The organism is Streptomyces sp. NPDC002896 (assembly GCF_040295225.1).
Classification (GTDB): domain Bacteria; phylum Actinomycetota; class Actinomycetes; order Streptomycetales; family Streptomycetaceae; genus Streptomyces.
Window position 1 is genome coordinate 163,909 of the sequence record NZ_JBEOVA010000013.1, and the last position, 20,768, is coordinate 184,676.

General features: G+C 70.0%; 15 protein-coding genes and 1 pseudogene. 9 read left to right on the forward strand and 7 right to left on the reverse strand.

Annotated elements, in window-relative coordinates:
• Positions 1–15: 15 nt before the first annotated feature.
• The 6 genes and pseudogenes from ABT009_RS25350 to ABT009_RS25375 form a co-directional block, all read right to left on the reverse strand.
• Positions 16–960: pseudogene (locus ABT009_RS25350) on the reverse strand (CaiB/BaiF CoA transferase family protein).
• A 62-nt stretch (positions 961–1,022) separates the two neighbouring features.
• A complete protein-coding gene (locus ABT009_RS25355) occupies positions 1,023–3,230 on the reverse strand; it encodes a 3-hydroxyacyl-CoA dehydrogenase NAD-binding domain-containing protein (protein WP_351299182.1) in 2,208 nt (735 codons plus the stop codon).
• A 48-nt stretch (positions 3,231–3,278) separates the two neighbouring features.
• Complete coding sequence (locus ABT009_RS25360) at positions 3,279–4,490, reverse strand: acetyl-CoA C-acetyltransferase (protein ID WP_351299185.1); 1,212 nt, start codon at positions 4,488–4,490, stop codon at positions 3,279–3,281.
• A 116-nt stretch (positions 4,491–4,606) separates the two neighbouring features.
• Positions 4,607–4,810: a hypothetical protein gene (locus ABT009_RS25365; RefSeq protein ID WP_351299188.1), complete on the reverse strand. Its 204-nt coding sequence runs from the start codon at positions 4,808–4,810 to the stop codon at positions 4,607–4,609.
• Between the two features lie 15 nt (positions 4,811–4,825).
• The gene (locus ABT009_RS25370; protein ID WP_351299191.1) at positions 4,826–6,523 is read right to left on the reverse strand and encodes an AMP-binding protein; all 1,698 of its coding nucleotides are present in this window, start codon (positions 6,521–6,523) and stop codon (positions 4,826–4,828) included.
• Between the two features lie 284 nt (positions 6,524–6,807).
• Entirely contained in the window at positions 6,808–7,422 is a 615-nt protein-coding gene (locus ABT009_RS25375) for a TetR/AcrR family transcriptional regulator (RefSeq protein WP_351299193.1), read from the reverse strand.
• A gap of 745 nt (positions 7,423–8,167) precedes the next feature.
• Here ABT009_RS25375 and ABT009_RS25380 point away from each other — a divergent pair.
• The 3 genes from ABT009_RS25380 (at position 8,168) to ABT009_RS25390 (ending at position 12,361) form a co-directional block, all read left to right on the forward strand.
• Positions 8,168–9,103 (forward strand): alpha/beta hydrolase, encoded by a 936-nt coding sequence (locus ABT009_RS25380; RefSeq protein ID WP_351299196.1) that lies wholly within the window; start codon positions 8,168–8,170, stop codon positions 9,101–9,103.
• 237 nt (positions 9,104–9,340) lie between these two features.
• Entirely contained in the window at positions 9,341–10,285 is a 945-nt protein-coding gene (locus ABT009_RS25385) for an LLM class flavin-dependent oxidoreductase (protein ID WP_351299198.1), read from the forward strand.
• A gap of 429 nt (positions 10,286–10,714) precedes the next feature.
• Positions 10,715–12,361 (forward strand): MFS transporter, encoded by a 1,647-nt coding sequence (locus tag ABT009_RS25390; protein ID WP_351299201.1) that lies wholly within the window; start codon positions 10,715–10,717, stop codon positions 12,359–12,361.
• 126 nt (positions 12,362–12,487) lie between these two features.
• Here the strand turns inward: ABT009_RS25390 and ABT009_RS25395 are convergent, their stop codons facing one another.
• Positions 12,488–13,654 (reverse strand): acyl-CoA dehydrogenase family protein, encoded by a 1,167-nt coding sequence (locus tag ABT009_RS25395; RefSeq protein ID WP_351299204.1) that lies wholly within the window; start codon positions 13,652–13,654, stop codon positions 12,488–12,490.
• A 228-nt stretch (positions 13,655–13,882) separates the two neighbouring features.
• On the opposite strand from ABT009_RS25395, the gene ABT009_RS25400 reads away from it, so the two are divergent.
• The 6 genes from ABT009_RS25400 (at position 13,883) to ABT009_RS25425 (ending at position 20,709) form a co-directional block, all read left to right on the forward strand.
• Positions 13,883–15,124 (forward strand): amidohydrolase family protein, encoded by a 1,242-nt coding sequence (locus ABT009_RS25400; RefSeq protein ID WP_351299207.1) that lies wholly within the window; start codon positions 13,883–13,885, stop codon positions 15,122–15,124.
• Between the two features lie 251 nt (positions 15,125–15,375).
• Entirely contained in the window at positions 15,376–16,575 is a 1,200-nt protein-coding gene (locus ABT009_RS25405; RefSeq protein WP_351299210.1) for an acyl-CoA dehydrogenase family protein, read from the forward strand.
• Positions 16,566–17,540, forward strand: a complete 975-nt coding sequence (locus tag ABT009_RS25410) for an acyl-CoA dehydrogenase family protein (RefSeq protein ID WP_351299213.1) — start codon at positions 16,566–16,568, stop codon at positions 17,538–17,540. The genes ABT009_RS25405 and ABT009_RS25410 overlap by 10 nt, the downstream gene beginning before the upstream one ends.
• Positions 17,537–18,457, forward strand: a complete 921-nt coding sequence (locus tag ABT009_RS25415; RefSeq protein WP_351299216.1) for a TIGR03619 family F420-dependent LLM class oxidoreductase — start codon at positions 17,537–17,539, stop codon at positions 18,455–18,457. The genes ABT009_RS25410 and ABT009_RS25415 overlap by 4 nt, the downstream gene beginning before the upstream one ends.
• A 74-nt stretch (positions 18,458–18,531) precedes the next feature.
• A complete protein-coding gene (locus tag ABT009_RS25420; protein ID WP_351299219.1) occupies positions 18,532–19,737 on the forward strand; it encodes an acetyl-CoA C-acetyltransferase in 1,206 nt (401 codons plus the stop codon).
• Between the two features lie 54 nt (positions 19,738–19,791).
• Positions 19,792–20,709, forward strand: a complete 918-nt coding sequence (locus ABT009_RS25425; RefSeq protein WP_351299222.1) for an SDR family oxidoreductase — start codon at positions 19,792–19,794, stop codon at positions 20,707–20,709.
• Positions 20,710–20,768: the final 59 nt, after the last annotated feature.

The window sequence follows — 20,768 nt, forward strand, 5'->3', positions numbered from 1 at the left end:
GAGCCGTTGGCGCCGTCACCGCAGGACGCCGGACTTGCGCAGCTTCGCCACGCGGTCGCGGTCCAGACCCCAATCGGCGAGCAACGCGTCGTCGGCCGTCCGCACGGACCCTCCGGCTCCGGCCGGTGTACGGCTGTAGCGCGGCGCGGGCGCCGGTTGGACCACACCTCCCACCTGCGTGTATGTGCCGCGGGCGGCGTTGTGTGGGTGGGACGGGGCCTCGTCGGGGCTGAGCACCGGGGCGCCGCACGCGTCCGTGCCTGCGAAGACCTCGGCCCACTCGTCGCGGGTGCGGGAGCCGACGACCTCGGCGACGCGGGTCCGCAGCTCCGGCCAGCGAGCCCTGTCCATCTGCGCGGCAAGCGCGCCGCGGGCTGCCTCGTCGGCCAGGCCCGGTCCTTCGAGCAACGCCGCGTAGAACTGCGGCTCGATGGCGCCGATGGCCAGGTACCGGCCGTCGCCGGTCTCGTAGACCTCGTAGCGCGGCGAGGATGCCGAAGGCGCAGAACATGGCGCCGCCTGCGTAATCGCCGACGATGTTCAGCGGCGGTACCGGCGCCTGCCCGTCCCTGGCGAAGTTGTGCAGGGCCCCGGAGACCGCGATGTAGTCGATGTCGTGACCGGCCGTCCGGGACAGCGGGCCGTCCTGCCCCCACCCGGTCATCCTGGCGTAGACCAGCTTCGGATTGCGGCGGTGGCACTGCTCGGGGCCCAGGCCCAGGCGCTCCATGACGCCTGGCCGGAAGCCTTCGAGGAGCACATCGGCGCGCTCGACCAGATCGACAGTGTGCCGCGCCCGTCCTGCGACTTCAGGTCCAGCCGCAGGACCGCGCGCCCGCGCTGGGTGACGTCGGCGGCCGACCGCCGGTCACCGGCCCGGTCGATCCGCAGGACTTCGGCTCCCGCATCGGCCAGCATGGTGGCTGTGAAGGGGCCCGGACCGATGCCGGCCAGTTCGATGACGCGCACTCCGGTGAGTGGACCCACGACGTGTTCCCTTCGGTTTGCGAGGCGGAGTGCGCTCAGGCGGCGGTGGCCGCTGGGGAGCGGACGGCACGGGGGCCGTGGAACGTCGCATGGGTCGTGGCCATGTCGCGCAGCAGGTCGGGGATGGCGAAGTGGGCGCCGTGAGCGGTGGCGAGGCGGTCGCAGACGGCCACGACGGCCGGAATGCCGATGTCGTCCATGGCGGTGTAGGGGCCGCCGAGGTGAGCGGGGAAGCCGACGCCGAGGGTCGCTCCCAGGTCGCCGTCGATGGCGTGCGGGAGGACGCCTTCGGCGAACGCGCGTGCGGCTTCAGCCAGTTGTGCGTACAGGATGCGCTCCCGTACGTCGCCCGCGGTGGGCTGGTCCGGCATGCTCGGCAGGATGCCGGCGAGGCCGGGCCACAGGGTTTTGGAGCCGTCGGGGGCGTAGTCGTAGAAGCCCTTGCTGTTCTTGCGGCCGTGACGGCCGTGTTCGGCGACCAGCTTGCCGATCACGCTGGTGTCCGGGGCGGCTTCGCCGCGCTCGGCGGCGTGGCTGCGAGCCGCGTGGTATGCGAGATCAAGCCCCATGGAGTCGGAGATCGCCATGGCGCCCATCGGCATGCCCAGAGCCCGGGCGCCGTTCTCGACCAGACTCGGATTCACTCCCTCGCTGATCATGGTGAGGCTCTCGGCGACGAAGGAGCCGATGAAGCGGCTGGTGAAGAAGCCTGGGCTGTCGTTGACGACGATGGGGGTCTTCCGCAGCGTCCGGGCCAGGTCGAGGGCGTGGGCGAGCGCGGCGTCCGAGGTCTGTCCGCCGCGGATGATCTCCACCAGGGGCATGCGCTCTGCGGGTGAGAAGAAGTGCATGCCGATGAACTCCCCGGGCCGCGCGCTGTGCTGGGCGAGGCCGGTGATCGGCAGTGCCGACGTGTTGGTGGCGAACAGGGCGCTCTCCGGGATGACGGCCTCGGCACGGCGGATGACGTCGGCCTTGACGGCTGGGTCTTCGAATACGGCTTCGATCACCACGGGGACGTCCGCCAGGTCCTCGTACGCGGCGGTGGGGTGGATCCGCGCGAGTACGGTGTCGGCCTTCTCCCGGGTGGTGCGTCCCTTGTCGACATCGCGCCGCAGCCGCCCGGCGCCGTAGGCCTTTCCCTCATCCGCGGCGGCCTGGTCGCGGTCGAGCAGGACGACCTCCAGGCCGGCCTTGGCGGCGACCAGAGCCACCCCGGCGCCCATCGTTCCGGCTCCCAGGATGCCGACGCGATGGTAGCGGGCCCGCTCGATGCCTTCCGGCCGGGCATGCAGTTTGTCGGCCTTGCCCTTGTTGATGAACATGGTGCGAATCAGTGCCTGCGAGACCTGGCCGTTGAGCAAGGGCAGGAACCGCTTCCCCTCGATGCGCAGCGCGGCGTCCATCGGCAGCTGGGTTCCTTCGTAGACGGCGGCCAGGACGGCGGCGGGGGCGGGAAGGTTGCCGGAGGTGTTGGCCCGCGTCATGGTGTTGGTGGCGCCGAAGAAGGTGCGCACGTCCTTTTCCAGGGCGCCGGCCCCTCCGGGGATGCGCCATCCCGGGTGGTCCCAGGGGGCCGTGGCGGCGACGGTCCCGTCGCGCAGCGCCTGCTTGGCCTCCTCCAGGAGCCGGTCGGCGGGGACGACGGCGTCGACCAGACCGGCCGCGAGAGCCTTCGCCGGGCTCATCGGAGCACCCGAGAGCAGGATGGGGACAGCGGCGCGGATGCCGATGAGCCTCGGCAGGCGCTGTGTCCCCCCGCCCGCGGGCAGCAGACCGACGCCGACTTCGGGCAGACCGAGCATGATTGCGGGGTCGTCGGCGACGATACGTCGATGGCAGGCGAGGGCGATCTCGAATCCGCCGCCGAGGGCGGTGCCGTTGATCGCGCAGACGACGGGCTTGCCGCCGGTCTCCAGGCGGCGTAGGTCGCGGGAGAGCGTGAGCACCTGCTCCAGCTGTTCGGCCGGGGAGGGAGCCCGGCGGGGTGCCTCTCCATCGCCCAGCACCTTGAGGTCTCCGCCGGCGGTGAAGGTGGACTTGGCGGACGTCAGGACCATGCCCGTGGTAACGGCCGGGTCGGCCAGCGCGCGCTCGACGGCGGCGGCGAGCGCGGGCTGCAGGACGGCGCCGAGCACATTGGTGCTCTGCCCCGGCAGGTCGAGGGTCAACGTGGCGATGCCATCACGGTCGACGTCGTAGCGGACGGCCTCGGCGGTTGTCGCGGCAGTGGTCTCGGGCATGGCCGGTGTGTGCTCCCGGTGTCGGATGGCTGAGGGGCGAAAAGCGCGTCAGACGCGTTCGATGACCATGGCGATGCCCATGCCGCCTGCAGCGCACAGCGTGGCGACGCCGGTGGCCAGGTCGCGCCGTTCCAGCTCGTCGAGCACGGTGCCGAGGATCATCGCACCGGTCGCACCCAGCGGGTGGCCCATCGCGATGGCTCCGCCGTTGACGTTCATCCGGCCGTGGTCGATGCCCAGTTCGGCCATGACCTGCAGGGGGACGACCGCGAAAGCCTCGTTGAGCTCCCAAAGGTCCACGTCCTCGACGGACATGCCGGCCCGGGCGAGGGCCTTGCGGCAGGTGGCGGCGGGGGCGTCGAGGAAGAGCACCGGTTCGGAGCCCATGGAGACCGAGGAGCGGATCCGGGCGCGAGGTGTCAGCCCCAGCCGCTCCCCGGCCTGAGCGCTGCCCACCAGCACGGCGCTTGCGCCGTCCACGATGCCCGAGCTGGTGCCCGCGGTGTGCAGGTGGTTGACCGCGGTGATCTGCGGATAGCGTTGGATGGCCACGGCGTCGTACCCCAACTGGGTGCCCATCGCTTCAAACGCCGGCTTGAGGCCGGCGAGGGACTCGGCGGTCGCGTCCGGCCGGATGTGCTCGTCGCGGTCCAGTACGACCATGCCCAGGACGTCGGTCACCGGGATGACCGAACGGGCGAAGTAGCCCTTCTCCCAGGCGTTGGACGCCTGCTGCTGGCTGGCCAGGCCGTAGGCGTCGAGATCCTCGCGGGTGAGCCCGAGCAGCGTGGCCATCAGGTCGGCGCTGACGCCCTGGAGCATCCACGGGAACTGGGCTGTCAGATCAGGGTCCACGCCCCACGGACCGCCGCCGTCGGCTCCCATCGGGACGCGCGACATGCTCTCCACCCCGCCCCCGATGACGACGTCGCAGGAGCCGGCGGCGATCTTGGCGGCGCCCACGGCGACGGCCTCAAGACCGGAGGCGCAGAAGCGGTTGAGGTGCAGACCCGGGACCTGGTCGGCGAACCCCGCTGCCAGCGCGGCCAGCCGGGGCAACGTGGCTCCCTGCTCCCCGGCGGCGGTCACCACGCCCAGGATCACCTCGTCGACGGCGTCCGCCGGCAGTCCGTTGCGCTCTCTGAGTGCCTGCAGCGTCTGCGTGGCCAGGCGCACCGGAGCGATCTCGTGCAGGCCGCCGTCGGGCTTGCCGCGGCCCCGAGGGGTGCGGACGTGGTCATAGATGAACGCATCGGGCACGGAACCCTCCGAGGGTTGATAACTAGAATCTAGTTCGCCGAATCTGACGGTGCAACAGTTGTGAGCGCAGCCGGATGCCTCGTGCGGCCGGCCGCCCTGCAGCGGTCAGGTCAGCTTCAGGAGGCGCGGCCCAGGGCCCGGATTCCGTCCATGCCCGTGTTGGGATCGATGTGCGTCGACGGTATGAACCGGTCCGGTTGCTTGGTATCCCGCGACTGGCGGTCCTTGGTCTGACGGCGGATGAAGTCGTACTGTTCCGACCTCATATGGGGAACGCCGATCATGGTGTCGATCACGGGCGCGCAAGCGGGGAAGGCCATCGCTACGCGGTCCTTTCAAGCGGAGTGGGGGTCCTTTTCCTCGGCTCGTGGCTGCTGCTCGACGGCGATGGCCCTGGCCCAGCGCACGTCCGCTTTGCCTGCGGGGGAGCGTTTGACCGCGTCCGTGAGCACGAGTCTGGCGGGGAGTTTGTAGCGCGCCAGACGGCCGTCGCAGAACGCTCTCAGATCGTCCAGGCCCAGGCGCCGGCCGGGCTGAAGGACGGCGACGGCCGTCACCGCTTCCCCCCACCGCTCATCGGGCGCGCCGACCACGACGACGTCGTGGATGGCGGGATGGGCCCTGAGGACGTTCTCGACTTCTTCCGGATAGACCTTCTCGCCACCGGTGTTGATGCAGGTCGACCCTCGCCCGTAGAAGGTGATCCTGCCGTCTTCGCCGACCGAGGCGTAATCCCCGGTGAGTACCCAGCGCCGGTCCTCCACGGTGATGAAGGTGTCGGCTGTGCGCTTGGGGTCGCGCCAGTAGCCGTTGGGCAGGGGGCCGGTTCGTGCCAGGATTCCGAGTTCTCCGGGACGCGCGAACCGCCCGTCCTCCGTCAGGACCGCGAGATCGGGCTTGGGAGCGATGGAGAGCAGCCCGTCGGAAGCGGCCGCCAGGTCCACGGTCGCGGAGGCTCCGCTCTCGGTCGAGCCCATGCCGCTCAGCAGCCTGATCGCCGGCAGCCTGGTGCGAAGGGCGTTGCGATAGTGCTCGGACATCGGCGCCCCACCCCACGAGACCGCCGCAAGAGAGGATGCGTGCCAGCGCTCCGGATGCGCGTCCCACGCCGCTATCAGTGGCGCGGCCATCGAGTTGCCCGTGATGGACAGCGAGACCACCGCTTCCTTCTCGATCAGATCCCACACGGCCTCGCCGTCCAGGCTCCGCGACGCGGACAGCACCAGGCATGCGCCGTTCAGCAGCGCGATGAGCGCGGTCCACATGCCTGCGCCGTGCATCAGCGGCGCGAGCGTCAGCAGAGAGGCGGGAGGCACGGCCGCGGCACGGTCGGCCATCTCATCGGGGGCGGCGACGGGGGCGGCGACGGGGGCGCCGCCGTAGGTCGCTCCGCCGCCGAGGGCCGCGAAGAAGAGCGCCTTGTGCGACCATTCGACGCCCTTGGGAAGGCCGGTGGTGCCGCCCGTGTACAGAATGAGGACGTCGTCACCGCAGCGGCCGGAGGTGATGTCCTCTCTTCCGGGTGGCTCCGTGTACAACGTGCTGAGCGCTTCCGGCGCGTGGTCCCGTCTGGAGTTGGTGGTCTGGGTGGCGGACTCACGCTCCGTGTCGTCCGGGATGAGCAGGCGCATGCCGGGGACTGAACGGCGCAGGTCTCGCAACGTGGGACCGTAGCGATCCGTGTGGATCACAGCGGTCGGCTCTGCGTCATCGAGAATCTGGCCGAGTTCGTCGCGTTCGTAGCGGTAGTTGAGGTTGAACGGGATGACCCCGGTCTTGAACGCGGCCAGCAGCGCGATCAGGTGGCCGGGAGTGTTGTGCATGAGGAGGCCGAGGCGGTCGCCACGGCCGATGCCGCGGCGCCGCAAGGCCGCAGCGAGCCCGTCCGTCCGCTGGCGTAGTTGCCCGTAGCTGACGCGGGTGTCGCCGTGGACGATGGCGACCCGATCGGGGAGTGCCCTCGCGACCGTATCGAACAGGTCGCCCAGGTTGAAGGTGGTGCCTCTGGTGGGTGTTCCGTGGGTGTCCGTCATGGTGCTCGGGCATCTCCCTTCGGGTGGGGACGCCCCGTCTGACGTCGCGGGAACGCGAGGAGGCGGGCGCATCGGCAGGGGTGCCGGGAAGGTGGTGCCAGTTCACGTGCCCGGTGCGGATCGATCGCGGCGGCGTGCGGCCAGCGAGGCGAGCACAATCAGAATCTAGTTCAGCGTGGCGCGGCACAATAGCCGCGTCAACCCCCTTGCGGGCGGTCGTGCTTGCTGACGGCGCCTCAGCGGCCCAGCGGCCGTGGCCGACGAATGGTGTGCGGGCCGCGATGTCACCCGGCGACCGAGGCCGCCGCGTCCTCGGCCTCGGCCCGCATCAACTGGGGTTCGATCAGGTCGATGAGGCCGTCGCACACCCGGTAGACGTCGCGCATGCTCCGCCCGTGGTAGATGGCGGACGTGAGCATGGTGGTCACGGTGGACCAGAGCATCATGGTGACGTCGTCGGCCTGCTGCGGGCCGAGCAGCGCGAGCTCCTTCGACAGGCCGTGGTAGCTCATGTCGGAGAACTCGCTGTACAGGGCTTGGGCCTGTGAATCCGTGGTCTGCGTGAGCAGCGTCAGCACCTTGAAGTACTGGGGGTGCTGCTCGAAGGCGGCGATGGTCCCGTGGACACGCCGCCGCACGCGCTCCGTGGCCGACTTGGTGCCCACGACGCGGATCCGGCCGGCCGAAGCGCCGCCTTCGGGAGAGATCCAGTCGAGCAGTACGGCGGAGTACAAGTGTTCCTTGGAGCCGAAGTAGCGGTACAGCGTGCCGAGGGCCACGCCGGCGCGGGTGGCGACGTCGCGCACTTGGATCTGGTCGTACTCCTGCTCGTCGAGAGCGGCAGCGGCGGCGGAGACGATGCGTCGGCGGCGCTCCAGTTGGTAGGCGGGCAAAGGCATGCTGGACGCGGTCGTCGAGTCCGTCTGCCGCTGTCGCCCCATCATCGCTCCCTGATGTGCATCCGGATTCTCAGACTACCCGAGGGGCGGATGTGCACTCTCCCGGTTGACGATCACCCTCCGTCCACCGGGCGTGGGCCCCTTGGCGTACTGGAATAGGATTCCTATTTTGACTCAGCCTCGTAACGAGCAGCATGCACCACCCACCTCGAACCAACGTCAGGTTCCCGCCCCTTGCAGCTCCCAACGCTGTTCAGCCTGTGGCTTCACCATGCCGGGCAGCCGGGAGGGGAGTCGTCGGGCGCGCATGCCGCGTCAAGCACCCGGATTCCCTGGCCGCGCTGCAGGCCGGGGACCTCGCTGCGCGACGTGAGAGGCGTCGCCGTCACGCACTTCCACCCGACCACCACGGGCTGAGTTCGCACGTCCGCGAGGCCGCGGGCGCCTGGTCGCCATGCATCGCGCCGATGCCGACGTCGTCGGCTAGATCAGAATCGTCGACCGTTGCGCACTTGGCCGGAGTCGCAAGCCCGAGGGCGGCACGGAACCACACCTTGGCAGCTGACTCCGCCACCTCTTGACTGCAAAAACCTCATCATATAAATGATAAATGAGATTCGTTGGAGGAGGTCTTCGAGTCGGCCGACGTTGGCAACCCTGAATCGAGGCATGGCCGGTGGCGGTTGACGATCCGAGGGGCGCGTGGGGCGATGCGGTCAGCACGTACGTCAGGGAGGACCGTCTGATGGAAGCGCCGGAACCACGAACGGTGGAGTTCGACGTCAGCGAGCGTGTGGGGGAGTCGGCACGGATCGCCGGCACGTATTTCCCGCCTGCGAATTCCGAGGCGGCCAAGGCTGTCCTGGTCTGCCTGCCAGGCGCCACCTACAACCGCGGCTACTTCGACCTGCAGGTCCCCGGCCACGCCGACTACAGCTTCGCCCGCCACACGGCTGCCCGCGGTTATGGCGTTGTCGCGCTGGACCATTTGGGCACGGGGGACAGCACCCGACCGGCGCGAGAGTTCGAACTGGCCGATCAGGGATCGGCGGCCGCGGCGGCTGTTGCACGTATGCCCGAGGAGCTCGGACATGCCGGGCCGTACCTGGCCATCGCACACTCGATGGGCGGCTACGTCGCCATGTTGCAGCAGGCCGGCGACAGCAGCTACGCCGCTCTTGCCATCCTCGGCACCAGCAACCAGTTTGTGGCCCAGCTCCCGCCGTCACCGGAGGCAGCCGCCGCGGCGCAGACCCCGGAGGGACGGGCCGCCCTCGTCGACCAAGCCGCGGCAGCCTTTCCCGAACGCTTCCTGGCCTCAGACCGGGCCCCGATGCGCTCGTGGTTCTACCTCGATAACGTACCGGACATCGTCGTGCAGACGGACTGGGCCACCACTCTCACCGTCGTGCCCCGGCGGCCCGCGGCCCAAGGTGCCGTTCCGGGCATCGCCAGCGGCGCGGCAGCAGCCGTCGACGTGCCCGTCTTCCTCGGCTACGGCGAGATCGACGTTTCACCCGGGCCGCACCAGGAAGCGGCGTTCTTCCCCAACAGTCGCGACGTCACCCTCTACGTGCTCGCCGGAAGCGCTCACTGCCACAACATGGCCACCACCCGTCATCTCCTCTGGGACCGGCTCCTGCGCTGGTGTGACACCCTCACCACCGGGGCAGCTCCGTGACCTCGGCAACCCGACGAATTGCACCCGCGCATCGATGCCCTCGCAGCACAGAGCACGCCCGGCCGTCGCTGGACCGAATCGCCAGATGGCCCTTGCACGCTCGCCACGTATCGGCCCCCATCTGCGGAAGGAACCTCATCTCGTGCCAGGCGGTCTTTGGGCAAGGTACGCAAGGAGAACGACGGTTGACGGCGACGCCGCGGCATCCGGCGTCGCGGGACTCGCGGGCAGGCTGTCGTGACTGCAGCAGGAAGCGGTGAGGTGGTCCAAGTCGGCATCGTCGCCCCCAGTGACGCCGCAGAGGTGCGTGCCGCTGAGGACATGGGGGCGGATTCCCTCTGGGTGGGCGGACATATCTCCTCGGTGAACCCAGGGGTCGAGCCGGTGGTCTGGCTGTCCCGCCTGGTCGAACAGACGCGCGCGGTGCAGGTCGGCACAGCCGTCCTGCTGCTTCCGCTCTACCCTCCGGCGCTTGTCGCGAAGCAGTTCGCCGATCTGGATCGGGCCTCTGGCGGACGTCTCACGCTGGGAGTCGGAGTGGGAGGGGAGTACCCGCAGGAATTCTCCGCGCTCGACGTCCCATTGGGCGAGCGTGGGCGCCGTACCGATGAGGCGATCCCGCTCATCCGACGGCTGTGGACCACCGAGAGCGTCACGCATCCCGGTCCCTTCTTCCCGATGGAGAACGTGCGGATCCATCCCGGTCCGCGCCGGAAGGGCGGGCCGCCGATCGTCGTGGCGGGCAGGCAGCCGGTGGCGATGCGCCGCGCCGCGATTCTCGGCGACGGATGGATGCCTTACATGTACTCGCCGCGCCGCTACCGGGAGTCGGTGCACCGCGTGCAGGAGTTCGCGGCCACCGCTGGCCGTGATCTCGCTGGGTTCTCGTGGATGGCGTACGTGCCCGTCTGCGTGGACGACGACCCTGCCCGGGCGCGACGGGAGGTGGCGGCCTTCCTCGGCGGCACGTACCGGCAGGACTTCGAGCAGTTGGCGGCGCATGTCGCCGCGGCGGGCACGATCCCCGACGTGGTGGCGCGATTGGGGGAGTACGTGGACGCGGGCGCACGCCATCTTGTTCTGCTGCCGTGCAAGCGGACGGCACAGCACATGGGAGAGCTGCTCACGATGGTCGCCCCCTTGGTTCGTGCGCACAGCGTGCCCGCGTCCCGGGCTCCTTAGTGCTCCCGCTGCGCCTCACTATTTTCGCTGGTCAGAGTTGTTTTCTTGAGTTGTGGCCAGCTGACGTGCTGATGTGCCGTCATGTGGCCGACCGGTTCGCCGGCTCGACCTGGCTGAAGGCCCGCTCGGCCTCGTAACGGCGAGTTCAGCGGCGGGGCAAGGACCTGTGGGTGCGGTGGGCGACCTCGTCGGCGGCGTCCAGAGGTGCGGTCCCGGCATGCACGCATCTTCCCAAGCGTCGGATCCGGCAATAACTTACATATCAATCATAGGAAAGATACTAACTTCAGGGCTTCGCTCAGGTGGCGCCGGTCCAGGCGCTGTCGCAAGCGTCTCCGCCCTCCGCAACTAGCGTCTCCAGGCGGCAGAAGCGCTGCCTCGCAGCCGCCCCTGCAGGAGGGCTCCCCATCCCGTCGCCAGAGGAGCACCATGGCCGGCCACGAAGACCCGCTCATCCCGGACGAGGCCACCGGTCGTCTGCCTGAGTCCGCTCGCGTAAGAACATTCGTCATCATCATCGTCACGACGCTGTTCGCCGAAACGGCAGCGCTCCAGTACACGATGGTCGCCCCTGCGGCCATCCGTATCGCACCGAGCTTCCCCGGCGTCGGTGCCAGCATCAGCTGGATGACCACGATCTTCGGTCTCGTGGGAGGCGTTGTCGCGCCCCTCGTCGGGAAGTCGTCCGACCTGTGGGGCAAGAAGAAGATGCTCATCGTCAGCGGCGTACTGTTCCTCATCGGGTCGCTGGTGTGCTGCTTCACCAACAGCTGGGCCGCCTTCCTGATCGGCCGCGGACTCCAGGCTCTGGCGCTGGGCAACACCACTGTCACCTACGGCGTCTTCCGCGACATCCTCCCGCGCAAGTACGTCCCCACCGCCGTGGGACTGCTGGCAACGGGCTTCGGGCTCTCAGCGCTCGCCGCCCCCATTCTCAGCGGCTACCTGCTCGACCACTTCAGCTGGCGCGCCCTCTTCTGGTTCATGACGGGCTACGGTGCGGTCACCCTGATCGCTGTCATACTCATCGTTCCCGAATCCCCGTTGCGGGTCCGGCAGCGTCTCGACATCCTCGGGGCTGTCATCCTCAGCGGCGGCCTGACACTGTGCCTGCTGTATCTCAGCGAAGGGCACAGCTGGGGCTGGGCCGAACCGACCTCCCTGGCTTGCCTGATCGGAGGCCTGGTCCTCCTTGCCTGCTTCGTTGCCGTCGAGCGGCGCACCGCGCAGCCCATCATCGATCTGCGCCTGCTGCTGAACTCGAAGATGCTGTTCACCCTGGGCGCGACACTGTGCGGGGCGATCGTCATCGGCATCTTCGCCTACGCGATGCCCCTGCTCCTGCAGACTCCCACCGCCGCTCAGCTGACCGACGGCGTGCGCAGCGAGGCGATGGAGAAGCAGAATCTCGACTCAGCGGCCGCGGCCCTCATCGACGTCGGCTTCAACGGCTCGCTCGCCTTCGCCGGCGGCCTGACACTCATCAGTTTCGCCCTGCATGCTGCCGTCTTCCAGGGAGGCGTCGGCATGGCCGCCGGTCCGTGGGTCGGCTGGCTGTCAGGCCGGAAGGGACCACGGACCCTGCTGCTGGGCGCACTGGTGGTCTACGTGATCGCAGGCGTCCTGTTCCTCACGACCACCACCCACGGCGTCTGGTTCTACGCCCTGGCCGCGGGCGTCTTCGGCCTGGGCTTCGGCGCGTTCCTCGCCATTGTCCCGAACCTCGTCATGGACGCCGTGCCGCCGCAGCAACAGGGCGTGAGCACGGGCATGATGAACGTGTTCATCTCACTCGGCTCGGCCATCGGGGCGGCCGTCGTCACCGCGATCATCTACGAGAATCCCCTCATCATGACGGTGTCCTCCGGCGGGAAGGTCGTCAGCACCACCAACCTCGCCGAAACCGCATCACTCACGAACTGGGACGGAGCGACCGCGATCTACTGGGCTGCCCTGATCGCAGCCGCACTTGGCCTTGTGATCGCTCTCGCCATGAAGCACGGGCGAGTCCCGGCAACGGGTGGTGCGGTCAGTGAGGAGACCAAGCCGCCGGCTGCGGCCTCGGTGGCCAACTGACCCCGGTGGCCAACTGAGTGGAACAGGGCACGGCAGGGTCTGCCGTTGCTCCCTTCCGATCCGGTGAAGGAGCAACGGCAGACCTCGTTCATGAGGCACCGGGTGTCCGGGGATGACGGCGCCGGATCAGGCCGCGTCCTTGAGCAGAGCCCTGCCGATGATCAGCTTCTGGATCTCGCTGGTGCCCTCGTAGATACGGAACAGCCGAGCGTCCCGGAAGCAGCGCTCGACCGCCACCCCGCGCATATAGCCCATGCCGCCGTGGATCTGCACGCCGAGATCGGCGACCCTGCTGACCATCTCGGAGCAGAACAGCTTGGCGGCCGACGGGCCGATCCGGCGGTCCTCGCCCGAGTCGTACTTCCTGGCGGCCTCCAGGACCATGGCCCGGCCCGCGTAGACCCCGGTCTGTATCTCCGCCAACATCGCCTGGACCAGCTGGAACTCCCCGATCGGACGCCCGCCTTGCTTGTTGGAGGCGGCATGGGCGACCGACTCGTCCAGGATCCGCTGCGCCATGCCGACGCACATCGCGGCGATGTGCACCCGACCGCGGACCAGCGACTTCATGGCCTCACCGAAGCCGGCGCCCTCCATGCCGCCGACCAGCGCCGAGTACGGCACCCGGACCTGGTCGAAGAAGACCTCCGCGGTCCAGGCGCCCGCCTGACCGGTCTTGTGGTCCTTGGGACCCACGGTCACGCCGGGCCGGTCGGCTTCGACGAGGAAGACCGAGATGCCCTGAGTGCCGCGGCGCTCTGGGCCGGTGCGGGCGAAGACCACGAACACATCGGCGATCGGGGCGTTGGTGATGAAGCGCTTGGCGCCGGAGATGACGTACTCTCCGCCATCCCGCGGCCCGGACACCTGTCCGTTCCACACCGCCTGCGTGGTCAGGCCGGAGGGGTCGGAACCGGCCTCGGCCTCGGTGAGCGCGAAGGAGGCCACGGCGCCGGCGGCGAGCCTGGGTAGCCAGTGCTTCTTCTGCTCCTCGGTACCGGCGTTGACCAGAACCTTGCCCGCGATGCCGTTGTTGGTGCCGAACATCGAGCGAAAGGCCGGGGTGGTGTACCCGAACTCGAAGGCGAGCTGGACATCTTCGTACAGGCTGGCGCCAAGTCCCCCGTACTCCTCGGGCAGGGTGTAGCCGAACAGGCCCATGGCGACGGCCTTGCGTCGGATGTCCTCCGGGATCGCGTCACCGGCCTCGATCTCGTCCTCCCGCGGTACGACACCCTCGCGGACGAAGCGGCGCACCGCGTCGAGTACTGCCCTGAAATCGGCGGAATCCATGTCGCTCTCCCCTGGGGCTCGGATCAACGCTTTCTGGTCTCTGGGGGTAGAAGCTCTACCCCTTGGCACCTATAAATAGTAAAGATAGCTATGAAGACAGCTACGGTTGTCCTGTTGGTTGGGTCGGTTGCCGCGGGTCGGTTGCCGCGGCTGTGTCCGCCCAGGGACCGAGACGGGACCTCGACACTGCTCAGCCCGGCGACCGGTACGGCCTGAAGTGGAGACGACATGACAGACCAGGCAGCAGTCGACGCCGACATCCTCGCGGAGCGTACGGCCCGGATCCCGGCGCTGGTCGACATGGACGCCCACGTGGTGGAGCCGCCGGACCTCTGGAGCAGCCGCCTGCCCGCCCGCTTCCGCGACGCCGGCCCGCGCAACGTCATCGCGCCTGCGGGCGAGGTCCGCCTGGTGGACGGCAAGTACATCGAGGCGCCGGGCATGTCGGGACCCGACGCCGCGTGGTGGTTCTACGAGGACACCTGCACGCAGGTCAAGCGGTACATCGCGTCAGCCGGCGTGCCCGCCGACGAGGTCACCAACGAGGGCATCACCTACGACGACATGCGGCCCGGCTGCTGGAAGCCGGCGGATCGCCTGGCGGACATGGACGTCAACGGGGTCCAGGCGCAGATGTGCTTCCCGAACTACCCGCGCTTCTGCGGCCAGATCTTCCTCTGGGGCAAGGACCGCGAGCTCGCCAGGCTGTGCGTGCAGGCCTACAACGACTGGATGGTCGAGGAATGGTGCGGTTCCTCCCGCGGCCGCCTGATCCCGCTGTGCATCGTGCCGCTGTGGGACCTCGACTTTGCCGTCGCCGAGGTGCGCCGCAACGCCGCCAGGGGAGTGCGCGCGGTCGCCTTCAGCGAGTTGCCCGCCTACCTGGACCTGCCCAGCCTGCATTCGCGCTACTGGGACCCGTTCTTCGCCGTTTGCGAGGAGACGGGGACGGTGCTGGCGATGCACATCGGCTCCGGTACGAAAACGCCGCAGACCTCCGCGGACGCGCCCGGCGCGGTCGGCGCGACCATCATCTTCGGCAACAGCATCGCCAGCATGACCGACTACATCCTGGCCGGTGTGCTGCACCGCTTCCCGCGGCTGAAGCTGCTCTACGCCGAGGCTCAGATCGGCTGGATCCCCTACCTCCTGGAACGCCTCGACGACGTCTGGCAGACCCACCGCGGCTGGGCCCACGGGCAGGACAACTGCCCGGAGCCCCCGTCGACGTACTACTACCGGCAGATCACAAGCTGCTTCTTCAAGGACGCCGTCGGCATCGACCTGCTCGACAAGGTCGGAACCGCCAACGCCGTCTTCGAGACCGACTACCCCCACCAGGACGGCACCTGGCCGCACTCCCGCGAGGAGGCGGCCCTCCAGTTCGGTCATCTCGACGAGGAGACCATCCACCGCATCGCCCGCGGCAACGCCATCGATCTGCTCGGGCTCGACCTGCCCGAGCGGTGACGTTCCGAACGCCGGCAACGGCGCCCGGCGTGCCGTCCGGCCACCTCCCGCCGCTTCGAACGAAGACCGCACCACCCCATGCGCGCCCGCACCACCCCATGCCCGACCGCACCGATCACCGCCGCCACCGACTGCTCCAGGAGGCCGCTCCGGACGGTGTGCCTGGTCGGACCGCAGCGTGCCGGGGACCCCGACCGAATCCCGCGTCCGACACCAGTCCGACACCCGTCCGACACCCTGATGGAGCCGTCGTGGATCTGCGCCTCACCGCCCCGGAACGTGCCTTCCGGGACCGACTGCGGGCCTGGCTGGCCGACACCCTGCCCACCCTGGGCCCGGGGCCCGACCGCGACGACTGGACCGCCCGCCGCCGCTACGACACCGCCTGGCAGCGCACGCTCTTCGACGCCGGATACGCCGGCGTCGACTGGCCTCGTGAGCACGGCGGCCTGGGCGCCACCCCCACCGAGCAACTCATCTTCCTGGAAGAGACAGCCCGGGCCCGCGCCCCCTACGTCGGCGTCAACTTCGTCGGCCTGCTCCACGCAGGCCCGACCCTCATCGCCGAGGGCACCCACGCGCAGCGCGCCCGCCACCTGCCGCGCATCCTGCGCGGCGAGGAGGTCTGGTGCCAAGGCTTCTCCGAACCCGACGCCGGCTCCGACCTCGCCTCCCTGCGCACCGAGGCCGTGCGCGACGGCGACCACTACACCGTCAACGGCCGCAAGATCTGGACGTCGAACGCCCACGTGGCCGACTACTGCGAACTGCTCGTGCGCACCGGCCCGCCCGGCTCCCGGCACGGCGGCATCACCTGGCTGATCCTGCCCATGGACACCCCCGGCGTGCAGGTGCACCCGCTGCGCACCACCGTCGGCAGCAGCGAATTCGCCGAACTGGTCCTGGACGACGTCCGCATCCCCGTCACCCACCGCGTCGGCGCCGAGAACGACGGCTGGCGCGTCGCCATGGTCACCTTCTCCTTCGAACGCGGCACCGCCTTCATCGGTGACCTCATCGAATCCCGCAACCTGCTGGAGGAGACCGCCGCCCTCGCCCGCGTCACCCCGGCCCCCGGTGGCGGCGTGCTGTGGGACGACGCCGCGCTGCGACGCGACATCGGCCGACTCGCCGCCGAGGTCGCCGGTTTGTGGGCGCTGGTGCGCAAGAACGTCTCGGAGGCCACCGCCGGACGCGTGCCGGTCCAGGGCGCCTCGGTGTTCAAACTGCGCTTCGCCGAGAACCGCCAGCATATCGACGACCTAGCCGCCCGAGTGCTCGGCCGCGCCGGGCTGGCCATGACGGACCTCGCGCCGAAGGGCGGCGGGCGCCTGGTCGAGGACCGGGTCAGCACGCTGTCGTACACCATCGCCGCCGGCAGCTCGCAGGTCCAGCGGAACATCCTCGCCGAGCGGTCGCTCGGCCTGCCCAAGGAGCCGCGGTGGACCTGACGCTCACTGCAGAGCAGCGCGACCTGCGCGACGGCCTGCGCGCCTACCTCAAGGACGCCTGGGCACCGGACCGGCTGCGGGCCGCCTCCGACGCTCCCGGCCTGGACCGCCGGGAGTGGTCCGCCCTCTCCGACATGGGGGTCTTCGCCGTGCTGGCCCCCGAGACCGACGGCGGTCTGGGCCTCGGCACGGTCGACGCCGCCATCGTCTTCGAGGAACTCGGCCGCGCGCTGGTGCCCGGCCCTCTGACGGCCACCCTGCTGGCCGCCGACCACCTCCCGGCGGCCCGTGCCGGAGAAGCCGTGGTCACCGCCGTCGACCTGCGCGACCACACGCTCCTTGCCGAGCACCCCGACAGCTCCACCCACCTCATCTTGGTGGACGACGACGGTCTGTTCCTGCTTCCCGCGAACGCCCTGCCAACGCCCCCTGCGGCGCGGCCCCTCGACCCGCTCACTCCCGTTGCTGCACTGCCCGGTGGCCTGGTCGCCTCCGAGCGCGGCGAACGCATCGGCTCCGCCTCCGACGCACGGCGATGGCGGCTGCGCGGCGCGGTGCTGACCGCCGCCCTGCAGACCGGAATCGCCCAGGGCGCCCTCGACCTGGCCGTGCGGTACGTCAAGGAGCGCACCCAGTTCGGGCGGCCCGTGGGATCCTTCCAGGCGGTCAAGCACCTCCTGGCCGACTGCTTGGTCCGCACCGACCTGGCCCGGGCCACCGTGCACGCCGCGGCCCTGACCATCGAGGCCCCCGAGACCGGGGATCCGGACGAGGCGGCCGCCGCGGCGAAGGTCCTCGCCGACGACGCCGCCGTGACCGGTGGCCGCACCTGCGTCCAGGTGCACGGCGGCATGGGCTTCACCTGGGAGGTTCTCGCGCACCTCTACCTCAAGCGCGCGTGGCTGCTGGAGACCGGGTACGGCTCCGCCCACGAGCACGCCCTACGGCTGGCGGAGGCCCTGTGAACACCGCAACGCAGACGAGCGCTCCGATGCGCTGGTCCCTGGCCCTGCCCACCGACCTGGTCGACCGCGGCGAGGAGTTCGGCACTGCACAGGCCATCACCGAGATGGCGGCCGCCCTGGAAGCCGCAGGCGCCGACGCCTGCCACGTCAGCGATCACCCCTACCCGCCCGCGAGCTGGGTCGCCCAGGGCGGCCACCACACCCTCGACCCGCTCGTGACGCTCACCTGCGCGGCCGCCGCCACCCGGCGCCTGATCCTGCACACCAACATCCTCGTCCTCGGCTACCGCCACCCCGTCCTGGCCGCCCACTCCCTGGCCACCCTCGACGCCCTCACCGGCGGCGGACGCCTCATCGTCGGCACCGCCGTCGGCTACCTGGAACCCGAATTCGACGCCCTCGGAGCCGACTTCCACCGCCGCGGGGCCCGCCTCGACGAGGCGATCGCCACGATGAAGGACGCCTGGGCCGGCGCGGAGGGCAAACACGGCAACGTGCTGCGCCCGCTGCCCGCCACCCGGCCCCACCCACCGCTGTGGCTCGGCGGCAACTCGAAAGCCGCCATACGACGCGCCGTCGCCTCCGCCCAGGGCTGGATGCCCTTCCCCGCCCGAGGCGGCTTCGCCGCCGCCGTACGCACCGTAGAGCTCGCCGACCTCGCCGACCTCCGACGCGGCATCGCCTCCTTGCGCGCCGCAGCCGACGCCGCAGGCCGCGAGGAACCGATCGACATCTGCTGCGCCCCGTTCACCCACCCCCACCACCGCGACCGCTTCGAACCGCGGCTCCTTGTCGAGGAGGCCGCGCGGATGCGCGAACTGGGCGTCACCTGGATGTCACTGCGCCTGCCCGCGCCCAGCAGGGCCGGCTACCTGGAAAACGTCGAACGCTTTGGCGCGGAGGTCCTGCGTACGTGACCTGACCGGCCGTCGACCGCGTGGTGCACCTCCGCCGACTGCTGTGCAGCGCACACGAAGAAGGAGAACCGAACATGTCCTCATTGCGTGAGGCGGTCATCTGCGAGCCCGTGCGCACGCCGGTGGGCCGGTACGGGGGCGTCTTCCGGGACGTCCCGGCGGTGGATCTGGCCACCGCTGTGATCCGGGCGGTGATCGAGCGCACCGGACTCGAACTGGCGCGCGTCGACGACGTGCTGCTGGGGCAGTGCTATGCGAACGGCGAGGCGCCGGCCATCGGGCGGGTCGCGGCGCTCGACGCCGGGCTGCCGCTGGAGGTGACCGGCGCGCAGATCGACCGGCGCTGCGGCTCCGGGCTGCAGGCAGTGATGACGGCGGCGATGCAGGTGCAGACCGGGGTGAGCGACGTGGTCCTGGCCGGGGGCGCGGAGAGCATGAGCCAGGCCGAGTTCTACGCACTCACGCGCTGGGGCGCACAGGGCAGTGTCACCCTGCACGACCGCCTGGCACGCGGACGCACCACGGCCGGCGGACGCGAGCATCCGGTGCCCGGGGGGATGCTGGAGACGGCGGAGAACCTGCGGCGCCAGTACGCCATCCCGCGTGAGGAGCAGGACGCGCTGGCGCTGGAGTCGCACCGGCGTGCAGTGGCCGCCCAGCGGGAGGGGCGGTTCGCCGAGGAGATCGTGCCGGTCCAGGTGCGCGGCACGGCCGTGGCGGTCGACGAGCACCCTCGGGCGGACACCAGCCTGGAGCGGCTGGCGGCGCTGCGACCGGTGCGGGTGCGCGAGGACCCGGAAGCGACCGTCACCGCCGGCAACTCCAGTGGTCAGAACGACGGCGCGGCGGTGTGCGTGGTGGCCGAGCGGCAGACCGCCGAGCGGCTGGGGCTGCGGCCGCTGGCGCGCGTGGTGTCGTGGGCGGTGGCGGGCGTGGCGCCGGAGACGATGGGCATCGGTCCGGTGCCCGCCACCGCCAAGGCGCTGGAACGCGCGGGCCTGACGCTGGCGGACATGGACCTGATCGAGCTCAACGAGGCGTTCGCCGCGCAGGTGCTGGCCTGCACACGGGAGTGGGGACTGGGGGAGAAGGACTTCGAGCGGTTGAACGTCAACGGCTCGGGCATCTCCATCGGGCATCCGGTGGGGGCCAGCGGCGGACGCCTGCTGGCCACCCTGCTGCATGAGATGGAGCGCCGGGAGGCCCGTTACGGCCTGGAGACCCTGTGCATCGGGGGCGGCCAGGGCATCGCCGCCGTACTCGAGCGAGTCCCCGACTGACCCGCGGCCCTGTCGAGTCGTCACTGTTCTGGTGTTCAAGGGAGGTGGGGAGAGATGACCGGAATCATGGACGGCCGTGTGGTCGTCATCACCGGTGCGGCCCGTGGGATCGGTCGTGGTCATGCGGTGGAGTTCGCCCGGCAGGGTGCCAAGGTCGTGGTCAACGACCTCGGTGCCAAGGTGGACGGCAGCGGGTCCTCCGACGGACCCGCCGGGGAGGTCGTGGAGGAGATCCGCGCACTCGGCGGCGAGGCGGTCGCCAACGGTGAGGATATCTCAGACTTCGACGGTGCCGGGCGCCTGGTGCGTAGCGCGCTCGATGCCTTCGGCGACCTGCATGTCCTGGTCAACAATGCGGGGATCCTGCGTGACCGGATGCTGGTGAACATGTCGGCGGAGGAGTGGGACGCGGTGATCCGCGTGCATCTGCGCGGCACGTTCTCGCCGCTGCGCCATGCTGCGGCGTACTGGCGGGAGCGCGCCAAGGCCGGCTCGCCGGTGCAGGCCGCGGTCATCAATACGACCTCGTCCTCGGGTATCTACGGCAATCCGGGGCAGGGGAACTACGGTGCGGCGAAGGCCGGCATCGCGGCGTTGACGGTCATTGCCGCGCAGGAGCTCGGGCGCTACGGAGTGACGGTCAATGCGGTCGCGCCGGCGGCGTTGACCCGGATGACCGAGGATCTGCCGCGGTGGAGCGGGGAGCTCGTGCATGATCGGTTCGATCCGCGCACTCCGGAGAACATCGCCCCGCTGGTGGTCTGGTTGGGGAGTCTGGAAGCCAGGGGGATCACTGGCAGGGTGTTCAACGTGCGTGGTGGGCACATCAGCGTTGCCGAGGGCTGGCACGCCGGTCCCGGTGTGGACAAGGACGCCCGCTGGGACCCCGCCGAGCTGGGTGGGGTGATCCCGGACCTGGTGGCCAAGGCCGCACCGAACGCCGGTACCGACGGTGTCGTACCGCAGCTGTGACGCGACGCCGGACTGAGGCGTAGCTCAGGTCGCATGCCTCGTGCGCAGGGACGGCGTTG